This window comes from Edwardsiella tarda ATCC 15947 = NBRC 105688 (assembly GCF_003113495.2).
GTDB classification, from domain to species: Bacteria; Pseudomonadota; Gammaproteobacteria; order Enterobacterales; family Enterobacteriaceae; genus Edwardsiella; species Edwardsiella tarda.
The window spans coordinates 2,462,610-2,487,569 of record NZ_CP084506.1 but is presented as its reverse complement, the minus strand read 5'-3'; the positions used below and the strand labels follow the sequence as shown (position 1 = coordinate 2,487,569).

The following is a 24,960-nucleotide window of genomic DNA, read 5'->3' as shown; positions in this document are numbered from 1 at the left end:
TCCGTAGGGATACGGGCGGTGAAGGGTTAACGCCGGGTGGGGGTGGCCGAACGCCGTGGAGTCGGTGCCGTACCGGCCGGGTGAGCCGGTGATGCGGGTTGGCGATCAGGCCTGAGATCCATCTCAATCATCCATAGTTGCTCATTGATCTCCGCCTTGAGGGCATCGATCTGACGGTAGTCGGAGTGCGGGCTTTGCGTCACGGTATACGCTCCTGATGGATTAATTACCGGCGCATGATAGCGCGTCGCCCGCGAAGGTGAAGCAGGGAATATCCGAAAACCGTTACCCCTCTCATTTCTTGTGTTATCGGCGTGTGCACGATGAAAATTCGGGGTGTCGCCGGCAAGCAGGCCCGTACGCCGAATAATCGTTTGCCTGACATCGGACGGATGGCTAAAGTAGGCGGCTATTTTCAGCGCGCACGGGCGGCCGGCGGGAGAGCGCGACGGCGACGTACGCGGGCAAGGAGAGGTTATGTTGCCATCGGCGGGTTGGTTAGGACTTAGTTATTTCACCTATTTTTTCTCATTCGGCGTCTTTTTGCCCTTCTGGAGCCTGTGGCTGCAGGATCAGGGCGTCGCCCCGGAATCCATCGGTGTGTTGTTGGGCGCCGGTATGGGGGCTCGCTTTATCGGCAGTCTCTTCATCACGCCGGCGGTGAAGAAAACCTCGCAACTGATTGTGGCGCTGCGCCTGGTGACCTTGATTGCCCTGTTCGCCGGTGTCGCCTTCATGTTAGGTAACGCCTGGGCCTGGTTGCTGGCGGTGATGATCGGTTTCAGTCTGTTCTACGGCCCATTGGTACCGCTCACCGATGCGTTAGCCGCCACGTGGCAGCGCCAGATCGGCTTGGATTACGGCAAGGTCCGTCTGTGGGGGTCGTTGGCCTTTATCATTGGCTCGGCGGTGACGGGCGAATTGGTCAACGCCTTCGGCCATCAGGCCATCCTCTATAGCTTGTTGGCGGGGTTGCTGGCGATGTTGCTGGGCATGTTGCCGCGGCCTGCCAGGCCTCCCCTGGATGGCCCGGCACAGCAGGCGGCCCAGGTTACCCCGTGGCCCATCTTGTTACGCGAAGGGGCGGTATGGCGCTTCCTGTTGTGCTGTGCATTATTGCAGGGCGCGCACGCCGGCTATTACGCCTTTAGTACCCTGTTCTGGAGCCAAGCCGGTTACTCCGCCTCGCTGATCGGCTATCTATGGTCGCTGGGGGTGGTCGCCGAGGTGATCATCTTCGCCCTGAGCAATCGCCTATTCCGCCGCTGGACGGTGTCTGGTCTGTTGCTGCTCTCTTGCCTGTGCGCCTTGCTGCGCTGGGTGATGATGGGGGCCACGACGGCGTTGCCTTGGCTGGTGGCGATGCAGATCCTACACGCCGGAACCTTCACCGTGTGTCATCTGGCGGCGATGCGCTTTATTTCTGCACGTCAGGGGGGCGATGTGATCCGTCTACAGGCGGTTTACTCGGCGTTGGGCATGGGGGGAAGCGTGGCGTTGATGACGGTACTGGCCGGTGTGGTCTACCAATATAGCCCGAGTGCGACGTTCTACCTGATGGCGTTGTTGGTGACGCCGGTGCTGTTCCTTCGCCCCGGCGTACGCTGATCAGGCGCCGCGATAGGTACAGCCCGCGGTGCAGGTCTCTTTCACCATGACGGCGCTCAGCAACGGTAGGCGGGGCTTGAGCTGCTGCCAGATCCAGTGCGCTAACACTTCGCTGGTCGGATTCTCCAGTCCGGTGATCTCGTTGAGATAGTGGTGGTCCAGCTGATCGTAGATCGGCTGGAAGCGCGCTTTCAGATCGGCGAAGTCCATTACCCAACCGGTGTGGGGATCGACTTCACCGCTGATCTCAATGCGCACCAGAAACGAGTGACCGTGTAAACGGCCACACTTATGCCCCTGCGGCACATGCGGCAGACGGTGAGCCGCTTCGAACTGAAACTCTTTAAACAGGGTAGTGGTCATGGTGACGCCTCATAACGAAAAGAGACGCATGGTAACGCAAAGCGGCGTGAGGGGGTAGTTTCGTCGCGTATGCATAGATTGTGTTATCGGTCTTGCATTATTCTGTTTTTTCTTTGTTAATTATTGGCGCGTGGCACTATTCTGTGGGCATCCCTCATGTCTGTCACAGGAGTGTTGTCATGCCGCATGATCATTCGTCTCCCCCTGCGGAAATGTTGTTATCGCAGTTACGTGCCATTGTCGGCGCCTCCGCCGTGTTAAGCGAGGCGCGCAAGATGGCGCGCTACTGTAAAGGTTTTCGCTCCGGCCAAGGGCGTGCGCTGGCCGTGGTATTTCCCACCTCATTATTGGCGATGTGGCAGGTGTTTAAAGCCTGTGTCGAGGCCGATCGCATCATTTTGATGCAGGCTGCCAATACGGGCCTGACCGAAGGCTCGACCCCGCACGGCGATGACTATGATCGTGAACTGGTGATCATCAATACCCTACGTTTGGATGGCGCCCAGCTCCTGGATGGCGGGCGTCAGGTGGTGGCGTTGCCGGGCACGACCTTGTGGCAGTTGGAGCGTCTGCTCAAGCCGCTGGGACGGGAACCCCATTCGGTGATTGGCTCTTCGTGCATCGGCGCCTCGGTGATCGGGGGTATCTGCAATAATTCCGGTGGGGCACTGGTACAGCGTGGTCCGGCCTATACGGAGATGGCGCTGTATGGCCGGGTTAACGAACGGGGCGAGGCGGAGTTGATCAATCATCTGGGGATTGCCCTGGGTGACACCCCAGAGACGATCCTGACCAATCTGCAGCAGCGACGCTATGATGATGAGGCGGTGCAGCATGATGAGCGTCAAGCCTCCGATCATGACTATGCCCAACGGGTGCGTGAGATCGACGCGGACACGCCAGCCCGCTTCAACGCCGACGAGTGCCGTCTATTCGAGGCTTCCGGTTGTGCCGGCAAGCTGGCGGTCTTCGCCGTGCGTCTGGATACCTTCCCCGCCGAGCCACGCCAGCAGGTGTTTTACATCGGCACCAATAAGCCCGAGGTATTGAGCGCGTTACGGCGCCATATCCTGGCCCACTTTACTCACCTGCCGGTCGCCGGCGAGTATATGCACCGTGATATTTTCGATATCGCCGAGCGTTATGGCAAAGATACCTTCTTGATGATCGAGAAGTTGGGGACGGATCGCATGCCGTTTTTCTTCAATCTCAAGGGGCGCATCGATGCCCTGACAGAGAAGGTGCCCTTGCTGCCCTCTCATCTATTGGATCGCACCATGCAAGGCTTGAGCCGCCTGTGGCCGAGCCATCTGCCGCCGCGCCTGAAGCAGTATCGCGATCGCTATCAACACCATCTTTTGTTGAAGATGGCTGGAGACGGCATCGAGGAGGCTCAGCAGTGGTTAACACGCTACTTTGCCGAGGCGGAAGGGGCGTTCTTTGTCTGTAGCGCGGAGGAGGGCAATAAGGCTTTCCTGCATCGTTTCGCCGCCGCCGGTGCCGCCATCCGTTACCAGGCGGTGCATAGCGATCAGGTCGAAGATATCCTGGCATTGGATATTGCGTTACGGCGCAATGACAGCCAGTGGTTCGAGCAGTTGCCCGCGGAGTTGACGCAAAACCTGCTACATCGCCTGTATTACGGCCATTTTATGTGCCATGTCTTCCACCAGGATTACATCGTGCGCAAGGGGGCCGATGTGGCGGCGATCAAGGCGCAGATGCTGGCATTGCTGGATGCGCGTGGTGCCGAATACCCGGCGGAGCATAATGTTGGTCATCTTTACTCGGCCAAGGCGCCGTTGCGTGACTTTTACCGGCGCCAAGACCCGACCAACACGCTGAATCCTGGCATTGGCAAGACCAGCAAATGTCGCCATTGGCAGTGCGATGGTCACCACTAGGCGGGGTCGCTCGGCGCGGGGCAGTACAGTTGATGTAGCGTCTCCAGCAGCGTCAGGGTACGAGGATCGGCGATACGGTAGAAGATCTGCTTGCCCTCGCGCCGGGTCTCGACCAGCGCCAGGCGTCGCAATACGCCGAGTTGTTGGGAGAGTGTCGGCTGTCCGATCGCCGTTGCTGCCTCCAGCTCGCCGACCGATGCCTCGTGCTGGCTGAGGCAGCACATTAACAGCAGGCGGTCAGGATTGGCGAGGGCGCGCAGAATCGCCGCCGTTCCGGCCGCGGCCTGTTGCATTCGTCGCGCAGATACGGATGAGGGCATCAGTCATTCTTCCCTTCAACGGTTTACAAATTAACATTATATACTATTGTATAATGATAAGGGTATCGCTGCAACGCGATGGCGCGTGCTGGCCGGTGAGATGAATGAATATGATGAGGTGAGCGGATGAAAATCGTGATTATCGGAGGGGTCGCTGGTGGGGCATCGGCGGCGGTGAGGGCGAGACGATTAGCGGAAGAGGCGGAGATCATTGTCTTGGAGCGCGGACGCTACGTCTCCTTCGCCAATTGTGGCCTGCCTTATCATATCGGCGGCGTGATCCCGCAGCGTGCCAGTCTGCTGTTGAAGACGCCAGAGGACTTCCGTCAGCGCTTCAATCTGGATGTGCGGGTACGTCACGAGGTGCTGGCGATTGATGTGCAGGGGAAATGCATCGAGGTCCGCGATCTGACCAGCGGGCAAGTTTACCGCGAATCTTACGATCGTCTCTTGTTGAGCACCGGCGCCGCGCCGCTGCTGCCTCCCTTGCCCGGTATCGAGAGTCCGGGGGTATTCGCGCTACGCAGCATCGATGATATGGATGCCATCCTGGCCCACATCGCCAGCCATACGGTAAAACATGCCACGGTGGTCGGTGGTGGCTTTATTGGCTTGGAGGTGACCGAGGCGTTACGTCGGCGCGGTCTGGCGGTGACGTTGTTGGAGATGGGGACGCAGGTGATGATGCCGGTGGATGGGGAGATGGCGGTGCCGTTGCATGAGACGCTGCGCGCCAACGCTGTCGATCTGCGTCTACAGACCGCGTTGCAGGCGATCATGCCGTGTGAGGCGGGGTTGCATCTGACCCTGAGCGAGGGCAGCGAGCTGGTCAGCGGCATGGTGATCATGGCCATCGGGGTACGACCGGAGAGTCGCCTGGCCCAAGCCGCCGGCCTGGCATTGGGCGCCAGCGGCGGCATCCGCGTCGACAGTGGCATGCGTACCTCGGCGCCCGATATCTATGCGGTGGGCGACGCCGTCGAGGCGCCTCCCTTCGACGCGGCATTGCCGCCGTTGGTGCCGTTGGCTGGACCCGCTAATCGTCAGGGGCGGATCGCCGCCGACGCCATGCTGGGGCGTGCTAGCCACTACCGTGGGAGTCAGGCGGCCTCGGTGTGTCAGATCTTCGATCTGACCGTCGCCAGCGTAGGATTGAGCGAGAAGTTGTTGCGGCGGCAGCAGCGTCCCTATGAGACCGTATTTGTGCATGGGCCGAGCCATGCCGGTTACTATCCCCACGCGACACCCATCTCGCTGAAGTTGATTTTCGATCCACGCAATGGGGCGATCCTCGGCGCGCAGGCCGTGGGCAAGGAGGGGGTCGACAAGCGTATCGATGTGCTTTCCGTCGCGCAGCGTGCCGGGTTGACGGTGGCCGATCTGGAGCATCTGGAGCTGTGTTATGCGCCGCCTTATAACAGCGCGCGCGATCTGGTGAATCAAGCGGGTATGCTGGCGAACAACGTGCTGTGCGGCGATACCGCCATCTGCCATGTCGCCGATCTGGAGCAGCGCGATCCCGCTCGTCAGTGCCTGCTGGATATCCGCAGCGATGAGGAGTTGGCGACGTTTGGCACCTATCCACAGGCGCGGCATATCCCGCTGGATGAATTGCGCGCGCGTCTGGATGAGCTCCCGCGAGATAAAGAGATCCTGATCGGCTGCCAGTCTGGGCTGCGCGGTCACGTCGCCTATCGCCTGCTGGTGCAGCATGGTTTCCGCGCCCGCAACCTGACCGGTGGTTATATCACTTACCGACGCGTCTTGGCGGCTCAATCTTAAGCTTCCGCTCGCCTTGCCCGCGAGCGGTAACATCGGCCTCGTCCCCTTACGCGCAGCGGGCGGCTAAGGGGGCGGGATCTGGCCCGCCCCGCCGCTAGCGTACGTGACTTGCCTCAGCATTGGCCTGACCTTGACGTCAGCGGGATCCCGCGTGGCTCGACGCCCCGCGCTCGGAGCGGCGTAGAGCACGAGAAGCGCATTTACAATGGCGCACCCGGGTATTATCCTGCTGAAGATTTATGTGTAGTTAAAATATAATATATTGATTTTTAATGACTCGGGGTGCCGACGCATGCGTGGGCTGAGATTTTACCCGTATTACCTGATCTGGATCATACCAGCGTAGGGAAGTCTCGGTGCCTGACCGCGCCGCCTTCTTCGCGCCGGTTGGGAGACACACGATGTTTGTACAACCTGCCCCTTTGCCTGATGCGCTGTGCGCGCAGGCGTTACTCACCCTGCGCCAGCGAGCCCCGCTGGTACATTGCCTGACCAACGAAGTGGTACAAAGCTTCACCGCCAACGTATTGCTGGCGCTGGGCGCCGCCCCGGCGATGGTGGTGCAGGCCGATGAGGCGCGCCAGTTCGCCGCCTTGGCCGATGCGTTGCTGATCAACATCGGGACCCTGTATGACGCGCGGGCGGAGAGCATGCTAGCGGCGATCGCCTCGGCGAACCAGGCCGGCACGCCCTGGGTACTGGATCCGGTGGCGGTCGGCGTCTTGACCTACCGTAGCGACTTCGCCCGTCAACTGTTGCGTTTGCGCCCGGCGGCGATCCGGGGCAATGCCTCGGAGATCTTGGCGTTGGCTGGTCAGCCCTCTAGTGGACGCGGCGTAGATAGCCAGGATGACGCCCTGGCGGCCCTGCCGGCGGCACAGGCGCTGGCCGAGCAGAGCGGCGCTATCGTCGCGGTGACCGGGCAGTATGACTATGTGACCGATGGCGTGCGTAGCTATCAGATCGCGGGTGGTGATGCCGTGATGACTCGGGTCGTCGGTACCGGCTGTGCGCTGTCGGCCGTGGTGGCGGCCTTCGCCGTGCAGGCGGATCGTCTGACGGCCGTCGCCAGCGCCTGCCGGGTGATGGGCGTGGCCGGGCGTCAGGCGGCGCGCGAGGCGCGTGGCCCCGGTAGCTTTACGCCGCACTTCCTGGATGCGTTGTATGGCCTACAACCGGAACAGTTACGCGGGGAGGTCGCCTGATGATGTCACCGATAACCGATGCTGCCGTGCGGATTAACGCGTTGACCATCGCCGGGACCGATCCCAGCGGCGGCGCCGGGATCCAGGCCGATTTGAAGGCTTTCTCGGCGTTAGGGGCCTACGCGACCAGTGTGATCACCGCATTGGTGGCACAAAATACCCGCGGGGTGCAGTCGCTCTACCCCATCGCCGCCGACTTTGTCGCGGCGCAGTTGGACTCGGTGCTGAGCGATGTCCGCATCGATAGCGCCAAGATAGGCATGTTGGCCAGTGCGGATATTGTGACCTGTGTCGCCGAGGCGTTGGTGCGTTATCCGCTGCCTTACGTGGTGCTGGATACGGTAATGGTGGCCAAAAGCGGTGATGCATTATTGGCGCCGCAGGCCGTCAGCGCGATTCGGCAGCAGTTGTTACCGCAGGTCTCCTTGATCACGCCCAACTTGCCAGAGGCCGCCGCACTGCTGGAGTGCGCCGTGGCGCGTGATGAACGGGAGATGTGCGCCCAAGGCGAAGCCCTGTTGGCGTTAGGCTGTCCGGCCGTATTGATGAAGGGCGGGCATTTGCAGGGCGTGGAAAGTCCCGATTGGTTACTGACGCGCGAGGGGATCGCCGAGCGTTTTAGCGCCCCGAGGGTGGCGACACGCCATACCCACGGCACCGGCTGTACGCTGTCGGCGGCGTTGGCGGCATTGCGTCCACGCCATGCGGATTGGTGTGCCACCGTCACGGCGGCGAAGGCGTATCTGCAGGGCGCCTTGATGGCGGCCGACTCGCTACAGGTCGGCCAGGGGATCGGGCCGGTACATCACTTCTATCGTTGGTGGTAAAGGGAAGGCGGCGCGTCACCCGCTGGCCCGCGCCTGGCAGGCAGGGGGTGCCGGTAGCGCGCAATACGCTACCGGCGGTGTGTGGCGGACTCAGCTCGGCTGGCTGCGCTGTCGAGTCAACACGCGGCTGATACGTTTTCTACCCCATACACCGAGCCGCCCGTGGTTATGCCTGCGGTGGCGTCGGCATGGCCAAGCGCCAGACGTGTGTCATGAGGGCGTTCAGGCGCTGGAGATGGGCGGCGTCGAAGCGGTTCAGGGTGAAGAAGGGCTGCTCGGGACGCGGGCGTAGCGCCAGCGCCAGTTGAGGCTGTCCCTGTTCATCCGCTAGCCAGCCGATCAGGTAACTGATCGGTGCGGAGGCCGAGTGCTCGGTTAACAGGAGCGAGGGCCACGGGGTTGCTTCGCTGGCCGCACGACTGGCGATAAACAGATCGCCATACCGGCGTCCGGCATAGTCGCCATCTTGCTCCAAGGGTTGGCCATCACGCTGGATCCACGATTGCACCGCATCGATGCGCGCGATGCTGAGCGTCTCCGCCAACGCTTGCCACTGCGGATAACCCTGTCGTTGCTGCCAGCAGGCGATGCCCAGGTAGTCGTTGATCTCCGCCCACCAGTCGTTCATCTTGTTACGTAGCGTGTCGTCGCGCAGGCTACGGTAGGGGAGTAGACGCCGATCGCCGGCGGTCAGGTTTTGCAGTGCGACCAGTGGCAAGGTTTTCGGCTTGGTGCGTAGGGTGGCCCAGAGCAACAGTTTGGGGATGCGTGGGGTGATAGTCTGTACGCTGAAGCGGTATTCATCGCCGATAGAAAGCAGAAAGCCGCTGGAGGTACCGCGTTTATCCTGGTAGTTGCGAATGATCACCAAGGGATTCGCGCCCATCCAGCCGGTCAGGTAGCTCTCCTGGGGCGTTGCCGTGTCGCCTAAAAAGGCGAGCCGTTGACGAATGGCCGCGCAGGTCAGATCATCGAGCCGTTCGGCATCGGCGGCGCTGTAGCACTCCCGCTCAAGGGGAGCGAGTGAGGGGGAAGGGATCATGTCGCTCATCGTGTGGTTACCCAGAGAATCGTATGCGCGTCAGCTTACCTGAAAGGCCGGCTATACGGCCGCTCTCATGGTACTTTTCTGAGTTAGATCAACTTTTTCGCCCAGTGACGGCGCGATAAAAGCAGGGAATAATATACCTTTCCCTTTCTGAATGAGGTGTTTCGCATTATGGTGAAAATTATTTGTGGTGCCTGTTTCTCTCTGATGATGTTGTACGGGGTTCCGGCGCAGGCCGATGAGGCGATGGCGCCCTCGCTTGCGCAGGTGATGGCGCAAACGGACTACCAGTCGGTCTGGCGTCAGACGGTGCAGGGTGAACAGGGCCTGCCGGCGTGGGTGCGCAGCGGGCAGGGGACCTCGGCGCCGCCGCAGACGTTATCCTGGCAGGGGAAGGATTACCTGGTAGGGAGTGTCTGTCAGCCGCATAACTGCGGAAATCAGCAGTTATTTGTCGTGTTTAGTGCCGATCGTCGGCATGCGTGGGGGCTGCGGGTGATGTTACCGGACAGCGAGGCCGCGATGTTGCATCCGTCGCGCTATGCGCGTTTTCAGTGGCTGGGCAAGCCGGATAAGACGATACAAGCACTATTAATGCATCAGGTAGAGGGGCAGCCTGATTGGCAATGAGCGTAAGTTTATCGGTGAGTGTGTAGCGATGTCTCGCTGTAATCCGGTGTAATTAATCGTAAATCCGAGCGCGATGGGACAGGCGAGGATGCTAATCTGCGCAATCAGTTGACTTGATACGGTATTTGATGATGAAAAAGACACTCTTCCAGGCCGCCGTCGGCCTATTGGCACTGTGCTCCGTCGCCGCTCAGGCCGCAGAATATCAGGCCGGTAAGCAGTATACCGACATGCAAAAGGCCGTGCCGGGCGCGCCGCCTGTGGTCGAATTCTTCTCCTTCTATTGCCCGCCATGTAACCAATTCGCCAACGTTTACCGTATCGGCGAGGCGGTAGATGCCGTGCTGCCGCAAGGCGAGAAGGTGGTGAAATACCACGTGAGCTTTCTTGGCCCACAGGGTGCGGCATTGACCGAAGCCTGGTCTGTGGCACAGGCGTTAGGGGTGGTGGATAAGGTTGAGAAGCCCCTGTTTGATGCGGTGCAGGTGACGCGTAGCATCAACTCACCAGCCGATATTCGCCAGGTGTTCGTCGCTGCCGGTGTCCCGGCGGCGGAGTATGATGCCGCACAGAACAGCTTCGTGGTGAAGTCGCTCACCGCCCGTCAGGAGAACGCCGTGAAGGAGTTTGGCGTGCGTGGCACCCCCTCCTTCTTTGTCGCCGGTAAGTACCAGATCAAAAACGATGGGATGCAGGCAACCAGCGTCGAGGGGTACCGTAGCGAATATGCCGACGTGGTGAAGTTCCTGTTGGCACAGGGTAAGTAATTATCGCCTGCTAAGGGGGCTCGGCTCATCGTGTCGAGCCCCACGCTGGTATAGGATGCGCTGTCATCATTATCTTTTAACGTGTTAATCCCCTCTCTGTTCTTCGACCGTACTCTCCCTCCGCCGAGACCTTCAGCACGCAGCACCGTCCTAGCGCTCATCGTGGCATAGGGAATTCGTGCGATCGTCTCCCGTTAATGGCTGATGACATATTGAGTTATTAGCGTGAATGTATAATCTGTCCAAACTGGTTTTGCGAATAAAAATGGTGTAAAAACATAAGGATATGAAATGGCTCGGGAGTATTATAATCACGGAGGTCTATTACATCTTAAAGGATTCGACCTCAATCTATTGACCGTCTTTGAGATGGTCTTTCTTTATACCAGCGTCAGCCGTGCCGCCGCCGCATTGGGGACGACGCCTTCGGCGGTGAGTCAATCGCTGCAAAAGCTACGGCAACACTTCGACGATCCCCTGTTTGTGCGGGAGGGGAAGGGGATCTCGCCGACGGCGTTGGGGGTGTGTTTACATGAGCAGATAGCCCGGGGGTTATCCTTGATCGATCATACCCTGAATGCGACCCTCTCGGCCAAGCAGCGGCGTAAGTTTGTGATTTTTGCTCCGTGTTGCCTGGCATTACAACTGTTGCCGGCCACCCTCGCCGCCCTTGAACCTCTCGGGGCGGGGTATGAGCTATTGCACTATAGTAGCTATGGTGATGCCAACCCTGACACCATTGCCGAGAGTCTGCTCACCTTCCGCAAGGTCGATGTGGTCTTCAGCCCTGCGGCGGTGAGTGCGCATGCGGTGCAGTGCCACCCCCTGGCATCTCAACCGCTGGTGCTGGTCTGTCGCGATCAGCATCCCCGGATGGCGCAGTGCTGTAGCGAAAGCCAACTCGCCAGTGAGCGGATGGCCCTGTTGCAACGAGCGAATCATAGCGATGTCTGCTGCGACTCCCTGCCGGCGACTCGCGTCGTATTGCGTTCCGACTCCTTTATCTCGATTCTAGAGACCGTCAGTCACAGCGATCTGTTGACGTTGTTGCCCCGAGAGGTGGCGCGGCGTTATGGGGCGTTATTCAATCTGCGCGTGGTCGAGACGACGTTCTCGCTCCCCACGTCGCCGCTCTATCTCACCTACAATAAGTCTTCGTTACGTAACTCCGAGTTTCGCAGTTTGTTGGATCTGCTGCTGGCCAGCATGCCTGGCGCCTCGGTGCCATCGGCGTGAGGAGGCAGAGAATATGGCTGGGGAGAGGCTATCAGGGGATATCAGCCGCAGGGGCTCGGATGAGTCTCTTGCTGTCTCATTGATTGCCGAAGGCGGAATGCGGCCTCTGATGAGCATATATCATGAGAATTTTTAGCTGAACGGATTCAGTTATTCCAGATTATTTCTATTATTCGTAATAATCAGGTTGTTTTGACCAATAAATTAATAAAATAACTTATCAACCGGATGACTAAATATATTGGCCACTCTGGCTAATAACGGAGTAATTAGGGGTGAGATGATACTCTTGTTGAAAAGGCATTGAGAAACAGCATGTTATTATTATGCTGTGAGGGTATAAGATATTTAATACAAAAAAGAAAACCAGCCCAAGGGAGATTGGGCCGGCAAGGAGGTGGTTCCTAGTATTGCTATTCGTTATTGCTTCTTATGCGGCAATAATAACCGGCACGCGCCGGGTTTAGTGTGATCAATATCGGGTATTGCTAAAAAAATAGGAAAAAGCCGGAATTATTCCGGCGTTAACTCTATTTTATTGCGCGTGTGGATTACGCGTGCTGGCACCCTGTAGATTACGCATCAATAGGGCATACGCCAGGTCGATCTCGGCGGGTAATGGAATATAGACCGTGTGGCCGTTGCCGGGCGCAACCTCACTGGGTTGGTTATGCTTATCGCGCAGCTCGTCCAAGGTGAATTGGATGTTCCCTTGTGGCGTCATTAACTCCAGGCTGTCGCCACGGGAGAATTTATTCTTCACCAGCACCTCGGCATAGCCGTCACGGCGCGCCCCAGTCAGCTCGCCGACGAACTGTTGGCGTTCGGAGACGGAGTAGCCGTAGTCATAGTTCTGTTGGTCTTCATGCACGTGGCGGCGCAGGAAGCCTTCGGTGTAGCCGCGATGCGCCAGGGATTCCAGCGTGGTTAACAGACTCGCATCGAAGGGTTTACCGGCGACGGCGTCATCGATCGCCTTGCGGTAAACTTGGGCGGTACGGGCGCAGTAGTAGAACGACTTGGTGCGCCCCTCGATCTTCAGCGAGTGGACCCCCATCTCCGTCAGGCGGCCGACATGCTGGATGGCGCGCAGATCCTTCGAGTTCATAATATAGGTGCCGTGCTCATCCTCGAAGGCGCTCATGTATTCGCCGGGACGCATGCTCTCTTCCAGCATGAAGACCCGATCCGTCGGCGCGCCGATGCCCAACGTCGGCTCGACTTGCTGTACGGGGATCGGCTCATACTGATGGACGATGTTGCCGACCTCATCTTCTTTGCCTTCTTGGACTTTATATTCCCAGCGGCAGGCGTTGGTGCAGGTCCCCTGGTTAGGATCGCGCTTGTTGATATAGCCCGATAACAAGCAACGCCCGGAGTAGGCCATGCACAATGCGCCGTGTACGAAGACTTCCAGCTCCATCTGCGGCACCTGCTGGCGGATTTCGGCGATCTCCTCCAGCGACAGCTCGCGTGACAGGATGACGCGAGTCAGTCCCATCTGTTGCCAGAATTTGACCGTCGCCCAGTTTACTGCGTTAGCCTGCACCGACAGATGGATCGCCATCTGTGGAAAGGCCTCGCGTACCATGGCGATCAAGCCTGGGTCAGACATGATCAGGGCGTCTGGCCCCATGTCGATGACGGGTTTTAGATCGCGCAGGAAGGTTTTCAACTTGGCGTTATGCGGAGCGATGTTGACGACCACGTAGAACTTCTTCCCCAGCGCGTGGGCTTCTTGGATCCCTAACGCCAGGTTTTCGTGGTTAAACTCGTTGTTGCGAACGCGCAGGCTGTAGCGAGGTTGGCCGGCATACACCGCGTCGGCGCCATAGGCGAAGGCGTAACGCATGTTTTTTAGCGAACCGGCCGGAGACAGTAATTCCGGAGTAAACATAGACGACTCTCTTGTTCTGATCACAGGTCAGGCTGTAGCGGAAGGCTACAGTAAAGGCGGGCATTATAGAGAGTTGACGTAGGCAGCACAATCAAGGCGCCGCGAGGGCAGCGACGCCGTGAAGGCGTCGTGCTATCACGCCCGGCTCAGATCGCGGATGTCGCGGCTCTGCGCGTTTCTTTTCACCGACTCGATCCCTTTTCTGGCGGCGCTTTCCGAGCAGTAATGTTCGCTGTGGCCGATCACCTGATGATTCTTGGCCCGCAGTAAAAAGTAAGGCTGTTCGCCCTCGCAGCACAACTCGTATTGCGCATCGTCAGCGGCGTTACTCTGCACATAGAGGATACCGTTTTCCACCGAGGCGCGGGTGGCATACATCTCGCTGTGCAGGATAGCCTCACCATTACCGGCCTTGAGGCAGAAATGAAAGCGCCCATTGTGGGTGCGTGCGATTTCGTAGTAACCCAGGGTCATGGGAATCTCCTTACCTGCCTAGATACCACACTCCACCCTACACGCGGCGGCGCGGGTGGACTGTGACGGGAATCGCTCTAAGTATAGGCAGCGTCGGCATCAAGCGGGGAGGCGATTGTGTGAAAATTGTATGCAAAATATGACGCCGTGGGCTAGGCGATAATCTGACAGGGGAGCCCCTCCCAGCGGTAACCGACACCGTAGACCGAGCGGATCAGCGGCTCTCCCTGCTCGATCGCCTCCAGCTTGCGGCGTAGGTTCTTAATGTGGCTGTCGACGGTGCGGTCAGTCACCACCCGGTAGTCATCGTACAGATGGTTGAGGAGTTGTTCGCGCGAGAGTACACAGCCCGGCTGAGTCGCGAGGGTCTTGAGTAGGCGGAACTCGGCCTGAGTCAGGTCGAGGGTCTGCTGGCGATAGCGTGCCTGAAAATGACGTTCGTCGATCAGCAGCGGCGTGCGGACTTCACCGCCCTCCTGTAATCCACAACGACGTAGGATGGTCCTCACCCGCGCGACGACCTCGCGTGGGCTATACGGCTTGCAGATATAGTCATCGGCGCCGATCTCAAGGCCCAGCAAGCGGTCGATCTCCTCGATCTTCGCCGTGACCATCACGATCGGCACCTCGGAGCTACGACGGATCTCGCGGCACAGGGTCAGGCCATCGACACCGGGCAGCATCAGATCCAGCAGGATCAGATCGTAGAGATGGTTTTGCAGGTGGGGTAATACCTCGTCGCCCCGACTCAGCCAATGGGGGCGGTAGCTGGCAGCGAGCAGGTAGTCGATCAGCAGTTGCCCCAGCTTGGGTTCATCCTCGACGATGAGGATACGTGCGCCCTCCGGCGGCGGAAAGAGTGGGGTGGTAGCCAATAGATTCATCGGATTACTCATGGATCGAGATGACGGATAAGGGTCTCAGTATACCCCGTCGCGTGGCGCGGCGGGGGAATTCTTGTTCACTCAGGCGAGGGGTTCCAAGGGCAATACCACACGCAGCGCCAGGCCCCCTAATGGGGAGTGATGGGCGCTCAGGCTCCCGCTGTGGGCGGCGACAATATTTTGGCAGATGGATAGGCCTAATCCTGATCCCCCGCTGGCGCGACTGCGTGAGCCTTCGGCGCGGTAGAAGCGTTCGAAGATATGCTGTAGTTGTTCATCGTTGACGCCCGGAGCGCTGTCCTGCCAGCACAGCGTTAGCGTCTCGCTCTCCCGTTGGCCGATGATCTGGAGCTCACCCTTGGCGTCGGTATAGCGCAGGCTATTTTCAAAGAGGTTATTGAAGAGCTGGAGTAGGCGATCGGGATCGCCAAACACGTGAGCCTGTTCCGGTAGCTGAACGTGTAGATGGATTCCCTTATCCGCCAGCCGATCGCGGAAGGCGCCGGCGGCCGCTTGCACCAGGGCACAGGCATCGATCGGTCGCTTACGATAGGCCAAGGCGCCGGCATCGGAGAGCGACAGTTGGTGTAGATCGTCGACCAGCTTGGTCAGGGTCTTGACCTCGGCCTGTAACGAGATCAGCGAGTCGGGCGTCAGGCGGCGCACACCATCTTGCAGCGCCTCTAGCTCACCGCGCAGCACCGCCAGTGGCGTACGTAGCTCATGGGAGACGTCGGCCATCAATGCGCGCCGGATCTGCTCATTGCGCTCCAGCGTGGTCGCCAGCTGATTGAAGTCTTGCGCCAATTGGCCCAATTCGTCGCGACTACTGACCTCGACACGGGTGGCGAAGTTACCGGCGGCGAGCTGGTGCATGGCATTGATCAGCCGTTTGACCGGCGCCAACATGCCGCGCGCGAGCAGCAGCGTCACCGCCGCGGCCAGCAACGTCGCGAGGGCGACGATAAACCAACTGGTACGACGTTGTTGGCGGTCGAAGTTGATGTCGGCGTTACGTGTTAGCCGGTCGGGTGGGGTGGTCAATACCCAACCGACTACCGCCCCTTGGTAGCGTACCGCGCTACGAATGCCATCATGGGGCAGTTTGCCCGATGGGCCAACCAGGCGTTTACCCTCGGCATCCAATACCCAGAAGGGGGTGCGCCAGCCATGGGGCGGCAGGTTGACGTGTTGGTTGTTGTTCTGCTCGATGTCACGCATGATACTCATGATCAGGCGCTCATTGTGGCGCAGGAAACGCCAGTTGCCTTGACCCGCGTATAGCGTTTCCAACTCGCTGGACATCAATTGGACGCGCTGCTCGTTACCGTGACGAATGTAGTCGATAAACCCCCGCTCGAAACTGATGCGGACCCCCCAGTGCATGATGATCAATACCAGAATGCAGGTGGAGAGAATGGTCAGAAAGAGTTTGGCGGAAATACCGAGCCTCATGCGTCCTCCTTGTGCGCCAGGGGTGGCAACGTGCGCTGCCGACTAAAGCGGCGCCGCAGTCGTGCCATGTACAGGTAGACCACCGGGGTGGTGTACAGCGTCAACGCCTGGCTGACCAGCAGGCCGCCGACGATGGTGATGCCTAGCGGCTGGCGTAGTTCGGCGCCGTCGCCATAGCTAAAGGCCAGCGGCAGCGCGCCGAACAGGGCGGCCAGTGTGGTCATCATGATGGGGCGGAAGCGCAGCAGGCAGGCCTGATGGATGGCGGCGCGCTCACTCAATCCCTGCTCGCGTTGCGCCGTCAGGGCGAAGTCGACCAACAGGATAGCATTCTTCTTCACCAGGCCGATCAGCAGCAGGATGCCGATCAGCGCGATCAGGCTGAAGGGGGCCTGGAACAGCATCAGCGCCAGCAGCGCGCCGACTCCGGCCGACGGCAGGGTCGACAGGATGGTCAACGGGTGAATATAGCTTTCATACAGTATCCCCAACACGATATACACCGTGGCGATGGCGGCCAGGATCAGCCACAGTTGGCTGCTCTGTGCCTGCTGGAACAGCAGGGCGGTACCGGCGAAGCTGCCACGCAGCGAGGGCGGCGTACCCAGCGCCGTCATGGCGCGCTCGATGGCGCGACTCGCCTCGGCGAGCGTCACCCCCGGCGGCAGGTTGAAGGAGATGGTTGTCGCCGCACTCAGCCCCTGGTGATTGACGGCCAGCGGCGCATCGGCGGGCTGCCAGCGGGCGAACTCGGCCAGCGGGATCGGCTGCCCGGCCTGATTGATGACGAACATCTTGCTGAGGGCGCGCTCATCTTGGGCATAGCGGGCGTCGACCTCCATCACCACATGATACTGGTTGAGGGGTTGATAGAGGGTGGAGATCTGGCGTTGGCCGAAGGCGTTGTTCAGCAGGGTATTGACCTGCTGGACGCTGATCCCCAGACGCGCCATGGCCTGGCGATCGTAGGTCAGCAGCATCTCACTCCCCTTATCCTGCTGATCGGTGCTGACGTCGGCCAGTTGCGGCAGCTCGGCGAACGCCTCACGGATCGTTGGCTCCCACTGGCGCAGCACGGCGAGATCGTCTGACAACAGGGTGTATTGGTAGCTGGCGTTGCCCTGGCGTCCTCCGGCGCGAATGTCTTGCACCGCCATCAGGAACAGATTAGCCCCCGGTTCCTGCGCCAACTGGCTGCGTAGGCGGGCGATCACCTGCTGGGCGTCGTCTGCGCGTTCGCTCAGGGGCTTGAGGGCGATAAACATCAGGCCACTGTTGGTGCGGGCTCCCCCGGTGAAGCCGGTGACGTTCTCCACCGCGGGATCGGCGCGAACGATACGCATAAAATCTTGCAGCTTGCCGCGCATCGCCTGGAACGAAATGCTCTGATCGGCCTGGATGAAGCCCATCAGGCGCCCGGTATCCTGCTGCGGAAAGAAGGCCTTGGGGATGGCGATGTAGAGCCCGATGTTGAGTCCGATCACCGCCAGTAACAGCAAGAGCACCCAACGCGCGTGATCCAGCGTCCAGTTCAGGGAGCTGGCATAGCCTTGACGCAGGCGCGCCAGTAGCCGGCCTAGGACGCCTGCCGGTCGCGTCGAGTGTGTCGTTGTGGCGCGCAGCAGACGGGCGCACATCATCGGCGTCAGGGTCAGCGCGATCAGGAGTGACAGGGCGATGGCGACGGAGAGGGTGACGGCGAACTCGTGGAATAGGCGTCCGGGGACCCCTCCCATGAACAGCAGGGGGATGAAGACCGCCACCAGCGACAGGCTGATGGCAAAGACGGTGAACCCCACCTCGCGGACCCCCACCAGCGCCGCCTGGCGTGGGCGCAGGCCGTTCTCGATGTGACGGGCGATGTTCTCCAGCACCACGATGGCGTCATCCACCACGAAGCCGGTAGCGATGGTTAACGCCATCAAGGAGAGGTTATTCAGGCTGAAGCTACACAGGTAGATGGCGGCACAGGTGCCGATCAGCGAGATCGGTACCGTCACCGCCGGGATCAGGGTGGCGCGTGTCGAGCGTAGAAACAGGAAGACCACCAGGATCACCAGGCCGACGGCGATGGCGAGGGACTGCTCGACCTCGCGCAGCGAGGCGCGGATGGTCGGGGTGCGCTCCTGGGCGATGTCGAGGTTGACCGCGGCGGGCAGCATGGCGCGTAACGCCGGTAGACTCTGGCGTAGCCGATCCACCGTCTCGATGATGTTGGCGTCGGCGCTGCGCCGGATCATGATCAGGATCGCCGGTTCGCCGTTGCTCATCCCGGCATTGCGTACGTCCTCGACGTCGTCACTCACCTGGGCGACATCTTGCAGGCGCACCGCCGCGCCGTCGCGGTAATGAATGATTAACGGTCGATACGCCTGCGCCTGCATCAGGGCATCGTTGGCTTGTAACTGCCAGCGTTGCTGCGCGTCGGCGACGGCTCCCTGAGGACGACGCACGTTGGCCGACGCGATGGCTTGACGCACCGCATCCAGCGAGACGCCTTGGTTGAACAGGGCATCGGGATCAAGGTCGATGCGCACCGCCGGCAGCGAGCTCCCCCCCACCGTGACATCGCCGATCCCGTCGATCTGGGCGATCTTCTGAGCCAGACGCGTTGAGGCCAGATCGTACAACTCCCCCTGATTATAACGCGTCGAGGTGAGCGTCAGGATGGCGATGGGGGCGTCGGAGGGATTGGCCTTGCGGTAGCGTGGGCGCGAGGGCATCCCCGAGGGCAGTAGGCTTTGCGCGGCGTTAAGCGCCCCTTGTACATCGCGCGCCGCCCCATCGATGTCGCGATCGAGATCGAATTGCAAGATGATACGGGTGTTGCCTAGGCTGCTGCTGGAGGTCATCTCGTTGATGCCGGCGATACGTCCCAACGCACGCTCCAACGGTGTGGCGACCGAGGCCGCCATGGTTTCGGGCGAGGCGCCCGGCAGCGAGGCGGAGACCATGATCACCGGGAAGTCGACCTGCGGCAGCGGCGCCACCGGCAACAGACGTAGGCCGAGCACCCCGGCTAAGGTGATCGCCAGCGCCAACAACGTGGTGGCGACCGGGCGATCGATGAACAGGGCGAAGCCTCTCATTCTGCCGTCTCCGGGCGGGGGGCGGTGCGGCGCGGATGGCGTGCCAGACGGTCGAAGGCCAGATAGATCACCGGAGTGGTAAAGAGGGTCAGCACTTGGCTGACGATCAGCCCGCCGACCATGCCGATCCCTAGCGGCTGGCGCAGTTCCGCCCCGACGCCCTGGCTAAACATCAGCGGCAAGGCACCGAGCAACGCCGCCAGGGTCGTCATCAGGATCGGGCGGAAACGCAGCAAGCAGGCCTGATAGATGGCGTCGCGCGGCGTCATGCCTTGCTGGCGCTCCGCCGCCAGGGCGAAGTCGATCATCATGATGGCGTTCTTCTTGACGATGCCGATCAGCAAGATGATGCCGATGATGGCGATGACGTCCAACTCCTGCCCGTAGAGCTGTAACGCCAACAGGGCGCCGACCCCGGCCGACGGCAGGGTGGAGAGAATGGTGATCGGGTGGATAAAACTCTCATACAGAATACCCAGTACGATATACATCGCCACGATGGCCGCCAGGATCAGCCACAGCGTGCTGCTTAACGCGCTCTGAAAGGCGAGCGCAGCCCCCTGAAAGTGCAGGGTGATGTCGGCTGGCATGCCGATGGCCTGACGCGCCGCGTCGATCTCGGCGATGGCCTGCTCCAGGGTATAGCCCTCGGGGACGTTGAAGGAGAGGGTGGCCGACGGAAACTGATCGAGATGGTTGATCGCCAGTAAGCCATGACGCTGTTCGATGCTGGCGAGGCTGGCCAGCGGGATCGCCCGTCCATCGGCCGCCGTCAGGTAGATACGCTGCAGGGTGGCCAGACCATGGGCGTCGGCGTTATCCTGCTCCAGTACCACCCGATACTGGTTGGACTGGGTATAGATGGTGGAGATCAAGCGCTGGCCGAAGGCGTTATACAGCACGTTATCCACGTCCTGCATGCTGATCCCGAGACGACTGGCGCTGTCACGATTGACGTTGACGAAGGCGACCAGCCCGCGATCCTGCCAGTCGCTGTTCACGTCGCGTAACAGCGGTGACTGGGCGAGGCGGGCCTGAAGGCGCGGCACCCAGGTCTGCAACTCATCGAGCGATACGGCCTGCAGGGTGAAGGGGTAGCGGGCGCGCCCCGGCAGGGTATCGATGGTCATGTCCTGCACCGGTTGGAGGTAGAGGCTGATGCCCTCGACGTGGGACGCCAGTGCCTGGAGACGCGGGATGATGCGGTCGATGCGATCGTCTCGCGCGGCCAGCGGCTTCAAGACGATCTGTATTCGTCCGCTGTTTAGCGTCGGGTTGACCCCATCGACGCCGACAAAGGCGCTGACGCTGGCCACGTCGGGATCGCGGCGCAACGCCTCGCTTAGCTGGCGTTGGCGCTCGGCCATGGCGCTAAACGAGATGGATTGGGGCGCGTATACCGTCCCCTGGATCAGGCCGTTGTCCTGCAATGGGAAGAAGCCTTTGGGGATCCACAGATAGAGCAATACCGTCAGCACCAGGGTAAGCCCGGCGATCGCTAGGGTGAGGCGCGAATGATGCAGGGCCACGCTCAGGGCTCGGCCATAGGCGATGATCAGCCGCTGAAACTGGCGCTCACAGGCCAGTGAGAAGCGGTTTTGGCGGCGTAGACGCGCCTGACTCAGCAGCCGGGCGCACATCATCGGCGTCAGGGTCAGCGAGACCAGCGCCGAGATCAGGATCGCCACCGCCAGCGTGACGGCGAATTCGCGGAACAGACGGCCGATGATGTCGCCCATAAACAGCAGTGGGATCAGCACGGCGATCAGTGAGAAGGTCAACGAGATGATGGTGAAGCCGATCTCGCCGGCCCCCTTCAGGGCAGCGGTTAGCGGCGGCTCGCCATTCTCCAGATGGCGCTCGATGTTTTCGATCACCACGATGGCGTCATCCACCACGAAGCCGGTGGCGATGGTTAACGCCATCAGCGTCAGGTTATTGATGGAGAATCCCAAGAAATACATGACGGCGAAGGTGCCGACCAGCGACAGCGGGACCGCCACGCCGGGGATCAGCGTGGCGGGCAGATTGCGCAGGAACAGGTAGATCACCATCACCACCAAGGCGATGGCCAGGAGTAGCTCATGACGGACGTCGCTGACCGAGGCGCGGATCGTCTGGGTACGGTCGTTCAATACCGAGAGTGTGACGGCGGCGGGGAGCGCGGTACGTAACTGGGGCAGCAGCGCCAGCACCGCGTCGGCGGTGGCGATGACGTTGGCACCGGGCTGGCGTTGCACGTTGAGGATTATCGCCGGATGGTTATCGGACCATGCCGCCAATTGGCTGTTCTCCGCCCCTTGCTCAACGGTGGCGATATCGCGCAGATAGACCGGCGCTCCGTTGCGGTAGGCGACGATCAGCGCCTGATACTCCTGCGGTGAACGCAGCTGGTCGTTGGCATTGAGGGTGATGGCGCGTGTCGGGCCGTCCAGACTTCCCTTCGGCGAATTGACGTTAGCGCTGGCGATGGCGCTACGGATCGCCTCGCTGCTCAGGCCATAGGCGGCGGCCGCGGCGCTGTTGAGCCGCACGCGTACCGCGGGGCGCTGTCCCCCCGCCAGGGTGACCAGGCCGACGCCGCCAACCTGGGCGATCTTCTGCGACAGGCGTGTTTCGACCAGATCTTCTACCTGCGGCAGGCTAAGGGCATCGGAGGTGACCGCCAGTGTCAGGATCGGTGGATCCGCCGGGTTCACCTTGCTGTAGATCGGCGGATAAGGCAGATCGTTCGGCAGGAGATTGGTAGCGGCGTTGATCGCCGCCTGTACCTCCTGTTCAGCCACATCCAACGCCAGCGAGAGGCGGAATTGTAGGGTGATCACCGAGGCGCCGCCGCTGCTTTGCGAGGACATCTGTTGCAGGCCGGACATCTGACCGAACTGGCGCTCGAGCGGTGCGGTGATGGCCGAGGCAGTGACGTCGGGGCTGGCGCCGGGGTAGAGGGTGACGACCTGGATGGTCGGGTAGTCGACCTGCGGCAGCGCCGACACCGGCAGTGCGCGGTAAGCGACCAGGCCAGCCAGCAGGATGGCGATCATCAGCAGGGTGGTGGCGACCGGGCGCAAGATAAACGGGCGTGATGGGCCGCCGCCGGGCGGGAGTGCGGGTGTGGCATGTCGACTCATGGGCGTGTGGCATCCTGGCTGTCGTCCGTCGCGCCTGTGCGACGGGCGGCGATGATCTCAACGCGGGCATTCTCCGTCAGCCGATCGATACCGTCGGTGACCACCCGCTCGCCGGGTTGCAGCCCCTGTAACACCACCAGCGCATCGCCGTCGCGCTCTCCGACGCGAATCGGACGTTGGTGAACGCGCTGCTGTGCATCCACGAGCCAGACGAAGCGCCCCTCGCGCCCGGTCTGCACCGCGGCGGCGGGGACCAGCAACGCCGGTTGCTGGCGGGCGATCTGGAGGCGCAGATTGACGAATTGGTTGGGAAAGAGGCGATCGTCTTGATTGTCGAAGCGCGCCTTGATCTTCAGGGTGCCGGTGCTGGTATCGATCTGGTTATCCAGACTAAGCAGACGCCCCGTCGCCAGCCGCTGGCGGTTGCCGCGATCCCACGCCTCGGCCAAGAGCGCCCCCGGCTGTTGCTGGGCCTGTTGTAGGCGAGGGATCTCGCCCTCTGGCAGGGTGAACAGCACATCGATAGGATGAGTCTGGGTGAGCACCACCAGTCCGTTGCTGTCCGCGCTGCTGATGTAGTTGCCCTCGTCGACCTGGCGTAGCCCGGCGCGCCCGGCGCTCGGCGCGCGGATGCGGCTGTAGTCGAGCTGGAGTTCGGCGTTGGCGACGTTAGCCCGATCACTGACCAGGCTAGCCTGGGCCTGAGCGACCAGCGAGGCCTGCGTGTCCAACTCTTGGCGCGACACCAGATTATCTTTGGCCAGGCGTTGATAACGCGCCAGATCGCGCCGGGCGTTATCCAGCAACGCCTGATCACGCGCCAGGGCACCCTGGGCCTGTTGCAGTTGGATCTGGAAGGGACGGGGATCGATCTCCGCCAGCAGATCGCCGGCCTGTACCTGCTGCCCCTCGGTGAAATGCAGCTTCATCAGTTGGCCATCGACGCGGCTGCGTACGGTAACGGTATTGGAGGCGACGACGGTACCCAGTCCATCGAGGTAACTGTCGATCGTGGCGCTACGCACGCTGGCCGCCTGTACCGGCAGCGGTTGTCCGTTGCCGCGCGACCCGGTATTGGCGCGTTTTGCGCCGGGCTGACTGGTGCTGCTACTGGCGGGGGTATTCGGCTGTGCGAGCTGCCGCCAGGCAAAGAGGAACAGGGCGATCAGGAGCAGGCTGAACCCGATACGCCGGGCGCGTCGGGAGGTCAGGGCGGACATGACATTCATAGTAGGGAAACTCTCCTGCTTCCAGCCGACGGGCGGCATCCATTAATCAATCACGGGGCACGAATCGCTCGGGCGATACGCGCGACGGCCTGGCGCCTATTGTAGCCGTTTCATCCGGCGGCAAAATGGAGGAAATATGAAAATCGTGCGCCGTCGCGCTGCGAACGCCAGCCGGATAGGCGAGCAGGGATGTCAGGGCGTGAAAGTGGCGTTTTTTTCAGCGTTCGCCGCGTCGCCGCGTGTCGGCGATCGCACCTTGAACGGAACAGGGTGACAGCCAGGCTTTTTTTGCCCAAGATGAGAAAACCACTAGCGGGAAAGAGGCCACACTATGCTGAATGTGAATGAGTATTTTGCAGGGAAAGTGAAGTCGATCGGCTATGATAGCGGCACAATCGGCCGTGCCAGCGTGGGGGTCATGGAGAAGGGGGAGTATACCTTCTCGACGGACAGGCCTGAAGAGATGACGGTGGTGACCGGGGCGTTGCGGGTATTGATCCCCGGCGCACCCGATTGGCAGGTTTTTACGCCCGGGGAGACCTTCTTCATTCCGGGACACAGCGAGTTCAACCTACAGGTGGCGGAGCCTAGCGCCTACCTGTGTAAGTATCTGAGTCGTTAACGTCAGGCGCGAGGGCGGCGCGTGGCGCCGCCTAGCGTCTCGTCGGCAAATCCCATCTCGCCATAATGGCAGTGGCGAAACTCCGCCAATACCTTACGCACATAGGGCAGGGTCGTTTCCGGTAGCGCATCGGGCGCATACCAGGCGAGCGCGCTGCATTTGTGCGGTTCAGTATTCTCCACCACGGCGGCGTCATCGGCCAGATAGAACCATTGATCGACATAAGTGCGATCGGGGCTGCGCCGGTGCAAGGTATAGACATGCCGTAGCGCCGCCACCTGCGGCGTCAGGCCGATCTCTTCCTGCGCCTCGCGCACCAGCGCCTGACTGGCGGACTCGCCCGCCTCGACATGCCCGGCCGGCAGTGACCAGCAGCCATCGGCGAAGCCGGTGTTGGCACGGCGCGCCAACAGGAAGCGCCCCTGACGCTCTAGGATCAGATAGACGGCGTGAAAGATCTGCCCATGTGCGGCCATCGGCGCGCTCCTCTCT

Annotated in this window: 22 protein-coding genes and 1 riboswitch; of the genes, 10 read left to right on the top strand and 12 right to left on the bottom strand. The window is 60.9% G+C overall.

Annotation, left to right across the window (positions count from 1 at the left end):
* Positions 1–26 precede the first annotated feature (26 nt).
* Entirely contained in the window at positions 27–203 is a 177-nt protein-coding gene (locus DCL27_RS11565) for a hypothetical protein (protein WP_005283657.1), read from the bottom strand.
* Between the two features lie 274 nt (positions 204–477).
* Here DCL27_RS11565 and DCL27_RS11560 point away from each other — a divergent pair, with 274 nt between their 5' ends.
* Entirely contained in the window at positions 478–1,608 is a 1,131-nt protein-coding gene (locus tag DCL27_RS11560; protein WP_005283662.1) for a 3-phenylpropionate MFS transporter, read from the top strand.
* On the opposite strand, the gene queD is transcribed toward DCL27_RS11560, so the two are convergent.
* Complete coding sequence (gene queD, locus DCL27_RS11555; protein WP_005283665.1) at positions 1,609–1,971, bottom strand: 6-carboxytetrahydropterin synthase QueD; 363 nt, start codon at positions 1,969–1,971, stop codon at positions 1,609–1,611.
* A 179-nt stretch (positions 1,972–2,150) separates the two neighbouring features.
* Here queD and dld point away from each other — a divergent pair, with 179 nt between their 5' ends.
* Positions 2,151–3,875, top strand: a complete 1,725-nt coding sequence (gene dld, locus DCL27_RS11550; RefSeq protein WP_035596419.1) for a D-lactate dehydrogenase — start codon at positions 2,151–2,153, stop codon at positions 3,873–3,875.
* On the opposite strand, the gene DCL27_RS11545 is transcribed toward dld, so the two are convergent.
* Complete coding sequence (locus tag DCL27_RS11545; RefSeq protein WP_035596417.1) at positions 3,872–4,168, bottom strand: ArsR/SmtB family transcription factor; 297 nt, start codon at positions 4,166–4,168, stop codon at positions 3,872–3,874. The genes dld and DCL27_RS11545 overlap by 4 nt on opposite strands.
* 153 nt (positions 4,169–4,321) lie before the next feature.
* On the opposite strand from DCL27_RS11545, the gene DCL27_RS11540 reads away from it, so the two are divergent.
* The 3 genes from DCL27_RS11540 to thiD all read left to right on the top strand — a co-directional run bounded on the left by DCL27_RS11540 (position 4,322) and on the right by thiD (position 8,009).
* The gene (locus tag DCL27_RS11540) at positions 4,322–5,977 is read left to right on the top strand and encodes an FAD-dependent oxidoreductase (RefSeq protein WP_005296607.1); all 1,656 of its coding nucleotides are present in this window, start codon (positions 4,322–4,324) and stop codon (positions 5,975–5,977) included.
* A gap of 268 nt (positions 5,978–6,245) precedes the next feature.
* Positions 6,246–6,343: riboswitch (TPP riboswitch) on the top strand.
* A 35-nt stretch (positions 6,344–6,378) separates the two neighbouring features.
* Positions 6,379–7,182, top strand: coding sequence for a hydroxyethylthiazole kinase (gene thiM / locus DCL27_RS11535; RefSeq protein ID WP_005296604.1), 804 nt, complete (start codon positions 6,379–6,381; stop codon positions 7,180–7,182).
* Positions 7,182–8,009: a bifunctional hydroxymethylpyrimidine kinase/phosphomethylpyrimidine kinase gene (gene thiD, locus DCL27_RS11530; RefSeq protein ID WP_005283680.1), complete on the top strand. Its 828-nt coding sequence runs from the start codon at positions 7,182–7,184 to the stop codon at positions 8,007–8,009. The genes thiM and thiD overlap by 1 nt, the downstream gene beginning before the upstream one ends.
* A 166-nt stretch (positions 8,010–8,175) precedes the next feature.
* Here thiD and DCL27_RS11525 read toward each other — a convergent pair whose 3' ends face one another.
* A complete protein-coding gene (locus DCL27_RS11525) occupies positions 8,176–9,060 on the bottom strand; it encodes a hypothetical protein (protein ID WP_035596415.1) in 885 nt (294 codons plus the stop codon).
* A gap of 168 nt (positions 9,061–9,228) precedes the next feature.
* On the opposite strand from DCL27_RS11525, the gene DCL27_RS11520 reads away from it, so the two are divergent.
* The 3 genes from DCL27_RS11520 (at position 9,229) to DCL27_RS11510 (ending at position 11,690) form a co-directional block, all read left to right on the top strand.
* On the top strand, positions 9,229–9,687 hold the full coding sequence (locus DCL27_RS11520; protein WP_005283686.1) for an inhibitor of vertebrate lysozyme family protein: 459 nt from the start codon (positions 9,229–9,231) through the stop codon (positions 9,685–9,687).
* Between the two features lie 128 nt (positions 9,688–9,815).
* The gene (locus DCL27_RS11515; RefSeq protein WP_005283688.1) at positions 9,816–10,454 is read left to right on the top strand and encodes a DsbA family protein; all 639 of its coding nucleotides are present in this window, start codon (positions 9,816–9,818) and stop codon (positions 10,452–10,454) included.
* A 291-nt stretch (positions 10,455–10,745) separates the two neighbouring features.
* Positions 10,746–11,690: a LysR family transcriptional regulator gene (locus DCL27_RS11510; RefSeq protein ID WP_035596413.1), complete on the top strand. Its 945-nt coding sequence runs from the start codon at positions 10,746–10,748 to the stop codon at positions 11,688–11,690.
* 535 nt (positions 11,691–12,225) lie between these two features.
* On the opposite strand, the gene trhP is transcribed toward DCL27_RS11510, so the two are convergent.
* The 7 genes from trhP to DCL27_RS11475 all read right to left on the bottom strand — a co-directional run bounded on the left by trhP (position 12,226) and on the right by DCL27_RS11475 (position 23,846).
* A complete protein-coding gene (gene trhP, locus DCL27_RS11505) occupies positions 12,226–13,587 on the bottom strand; it encodes a prephenate-dependent tRNA uridine(34) hydroxylase TrhP (RefSeq protein ID WP_035596411.1) in 1,362 nt (453 codons plus the stop codon).
* Between the two features lie 135 nt (positions 13,588–13,722).
* The gene (locus DCL27_RS11500; RefSeq protein WP_005283698.1) at positions 13,723–14,061 is read right to left on the bottom strand and encodes a YegP family protein; all 339 of its coding nucleotides are present in this window, start codon (positions 14,059–14,061) and stop codon (positions 13,723–13,725) included.
* A 152-nt stretch (positions 14,062–14,213) separates the two neighbouring features.
* Positions 14,214–14,945 carry an envelope stress response regulator BaeR gene (gene baeR / locus DCL27_RS11495; RefSeq protein ID WP_035596407.1) on the bottom strand — a complete coding sequence of 244 codons (732 nt, stop codon included), beginning with the start codon at positions 14,943–14,945 and terminating at the stop codon, positions 14,214–14,216.
* An 81-nt stretch (positions 14,946–15,026) separates the two neighbouring features.
* A complete protein-coding gene (baeS, locus tag DCL27_RS11490) occupies positions 15,027–16,400 on the bottom strand; it encodes an envelope stress sensor histidine kinase BaeS (RefSeq protein ID WP_035596406.1) in 1,374 nt (457 codons plus the stop codon).
* Positions 16,397–19,489: a multidrug efflux RND transporter permease subunit MdtC gene (mdtC, locus tag DCL27_RS11485; protein ID WP_109691501.1), complete on the bottom strand. Its 3,093-nt coding sequence runs from the start codon at positions 19,487–19,489 to the stop codon at positions 16,397–16,399. The genes baeS and mdtC overlap by 4 nt, the downstream gene beginning before the upstream one ends.
* Positions 19,486–22,617, bottom strand: a complete 3,132-nt coding sequence (locus DCL27_RS11480; RefSeq protein ID WP_109691502.1) for an MdtB/MuxB family multidrug efflux RND transporter permease subunit — start codon at positions 22,615–22,617, stop codon at positions 19,486–19,488. The genes mdtC and DCL27_RS11480 overlap by 4 nt, the downstream gene beginning before the upstream one ends.
* On the bottom strand, positions 22,614–23,846 hold the full coding sequence (locus DCL27_RS11475) for an MdtA/MuxA family multidrug efflux RND transporter periplasmic adaptor subunit (protein ID WP_035600284.1): 1,233 nt from the start codon (positions 23,844–23,846) through the stop codon (positions 22,614–22,616). The genes DCL27_RS11480 and DCL27_RS11475 overlap by 4 nt, the downstream gene beginning before the upstream one ends.
* Before the next feature lie 136 nt (positions 23,847–23,982).
* On the opposite strand from DCL27_RS11475, the gene DCL27_RS11470 reads away from it, so the two are divergent.
* Complete coding sequence (locus tag DCL27_RS11470; RefSeq protein WP_005283715.1) at positions 23,983–24,120, top strand: hypothetical protein; 138 nt, start codon at positions 23,983–23,985, stop codon at positions 24,118–24,120.
* Between the two features lie 57 nt (positions 24,121–24,177).
* Positions 24,178–24,468, top strand: a complete 291-nt coding sequence (ppnP, locus tag DCL27_RS11465) for a pyrimidine/purine nucleoside phosphorylase (protein ID WP_005283718.1) — start codon at positions 24,178–24,180, stop codon at positions 24,466–24,468.
* A 2-nt stretch (positions 24,469–24,470) separates the two neighbouring features.
* Here the strand turns inward: ppnP and DCL27_RS11460 are convergent, their stop codons facing one another.
* On the bottom strand, positions 24,471–24,944 hold the full coding sequence (locus DCL27_RS11460; protein WP_035600283.1) for an NUDIX domain-containing protein: 474 nt from the start codon (positions 24,942–24,944) through the stop codon (positions 24,471–24,473).
* Positions 24,945–24,960: the final 16 nt, after the last annotated feature.

Bases quoted from the DNA above. Each gene is read 5' to 3' on its own strand.
- DCL27_RS11560 (WP_005283662.1), top strand. From the start codon at position 478: ATGTTGCCATCGGCGGGTTGGTTAGGACTTAGTTATTTCACCTATTTT.
- mdtC (WP_109691501.1), bottom strand. From the start codon at position 19,489: ATGAGAGGCTTCGCCCTGTTCATCGATCGCCCGGTCGCCACCACGTTG.
- trhP (WP_035596411.1), bottom strand. From the start codon at position 13,587: ATGTTTACTCCGGAATTACTGTCTCCGGCCGGTTCGCTAAAAAACATG.
- baeS (WP_035596406.1), bottom strand. From the start codon at position 16,400: ATGAGGCTCGGTATTTCCGCCAAACTCTTTCTGACCATTCTCTCCACC.
- DCL27_RS11520 (WP_005283686.1), top strand. From the start codon at position 9,229: ATGGTGAAAATTATTTGTGGTGCCTGTTTCTCTCTGATGATGTTGTAC.
- thiD (WP_005283680.1), top strand. From the start codon at position 7,182: ATGATGTCACCGATAACCGATGCTGCCGTGCGGATTAACGCGTTGACC.
- DCL27_RS11460 (WP_035600283.1), bottom strand. From the start codon at position 24,944: ATGGCCGCACATGGGCAGATCTTTCACGCCGTCTATCTGATCCTAGAG.
- DCL27_RS11525 (WP_035596415.1), bottom strand. From the start codon at position 9,060: ATGAGCGACATGATCCCTTCCCCCTCACTCGCTCCCCTTGAGCGGGAG.
- queD (WP_005283665.1), bottom strand. From the start codon at position 1,971: ATGACCACTACCCTGTTTAAAGAGTTTCAGTTCGAAGCGGCTCACCGT.
- DCL27_RS11545 (WP_035596417.1), bottom strand. From the start codon at position 4,168: ATGCAACAGGCCGCGGCCGGAACGGCGGCGATTCTGCGCGCCCTCGCC.
- baeR (WP_035596407.1), bottom strand. From the start codon at position 14,945: ATGAATCTATTGGCTACCACCCCACTCTTTCCGCCGCCGGAGGGCGCA.
- DCL27_RS11470 (WP_005283715.1), top strand. From the start codon at position 23,983: ATGAAAATCGTGCGCCGTCGCGCTGCGAACGCCAGCCGGATAGGCGAG.
- DCL27_RS11500 (WP_005283698.1), bottom strand. From the start codon at position 14,061: ATGACCCTGGGTTACTACGAAATCGCACGCACCCACAATGGGCGCTTT.
- dld (WP_035596419.1), top strand. From the start codon at position 2,151: ATGCCGCATGATCATTCGTCTCCCCCTGCGGAAATGTTGTTATCGCAG.
- DCL27_RS11540 (WP_005296607.1), top strand. From the start codon at position 4,322: ATGAAAATCGTGATTATCGGAGGGGTCGCTGGTGGGGCATCGGCGGCG.
- DCL27_RS11515 (WP_005283688.1), top strand. From the start codon at position 9,816: ATGATGAAAAAGACACTCTTCCAGGCCGCCGTCGGCCTATTGGCACTG.
- DCL27_RS11480 (WP_109691502.1), bottom strand. From the start codon at position 22,617: ATGAGTCGACATGCCACACCCGCACTCCCGCCCGGCGGCGGCCCATCA.
- DCL27_RS11475 (WP_035600284.1), bottom strand. From the start codon at position 23,846: ATGAATGTCATGTCCGCCCTGACCTCCCGACGCGCCCGGCGTATCGGG.
- ppnP (WP_005283718.1), top strand. From the start codon at position 24,178: ATGCTGAATGTGAATGAGTATTTTGCAGGGAAAGTGAAGTCGATCGGC.
- thiM (WP_005296604.1), top strand. From the start codon at position 6,379: ATGTTTGTACAACCTGCCCCTTTGCCTGATGCGCTGTGCGCGCAGGCG.
- DCL27_RS11510 (WP_035596413.1), top strand. From the start codon at position 10,746: ATGGCTCGGGAGTATTATAATCACGGAGGTCTATTACATCTTAAAGGA.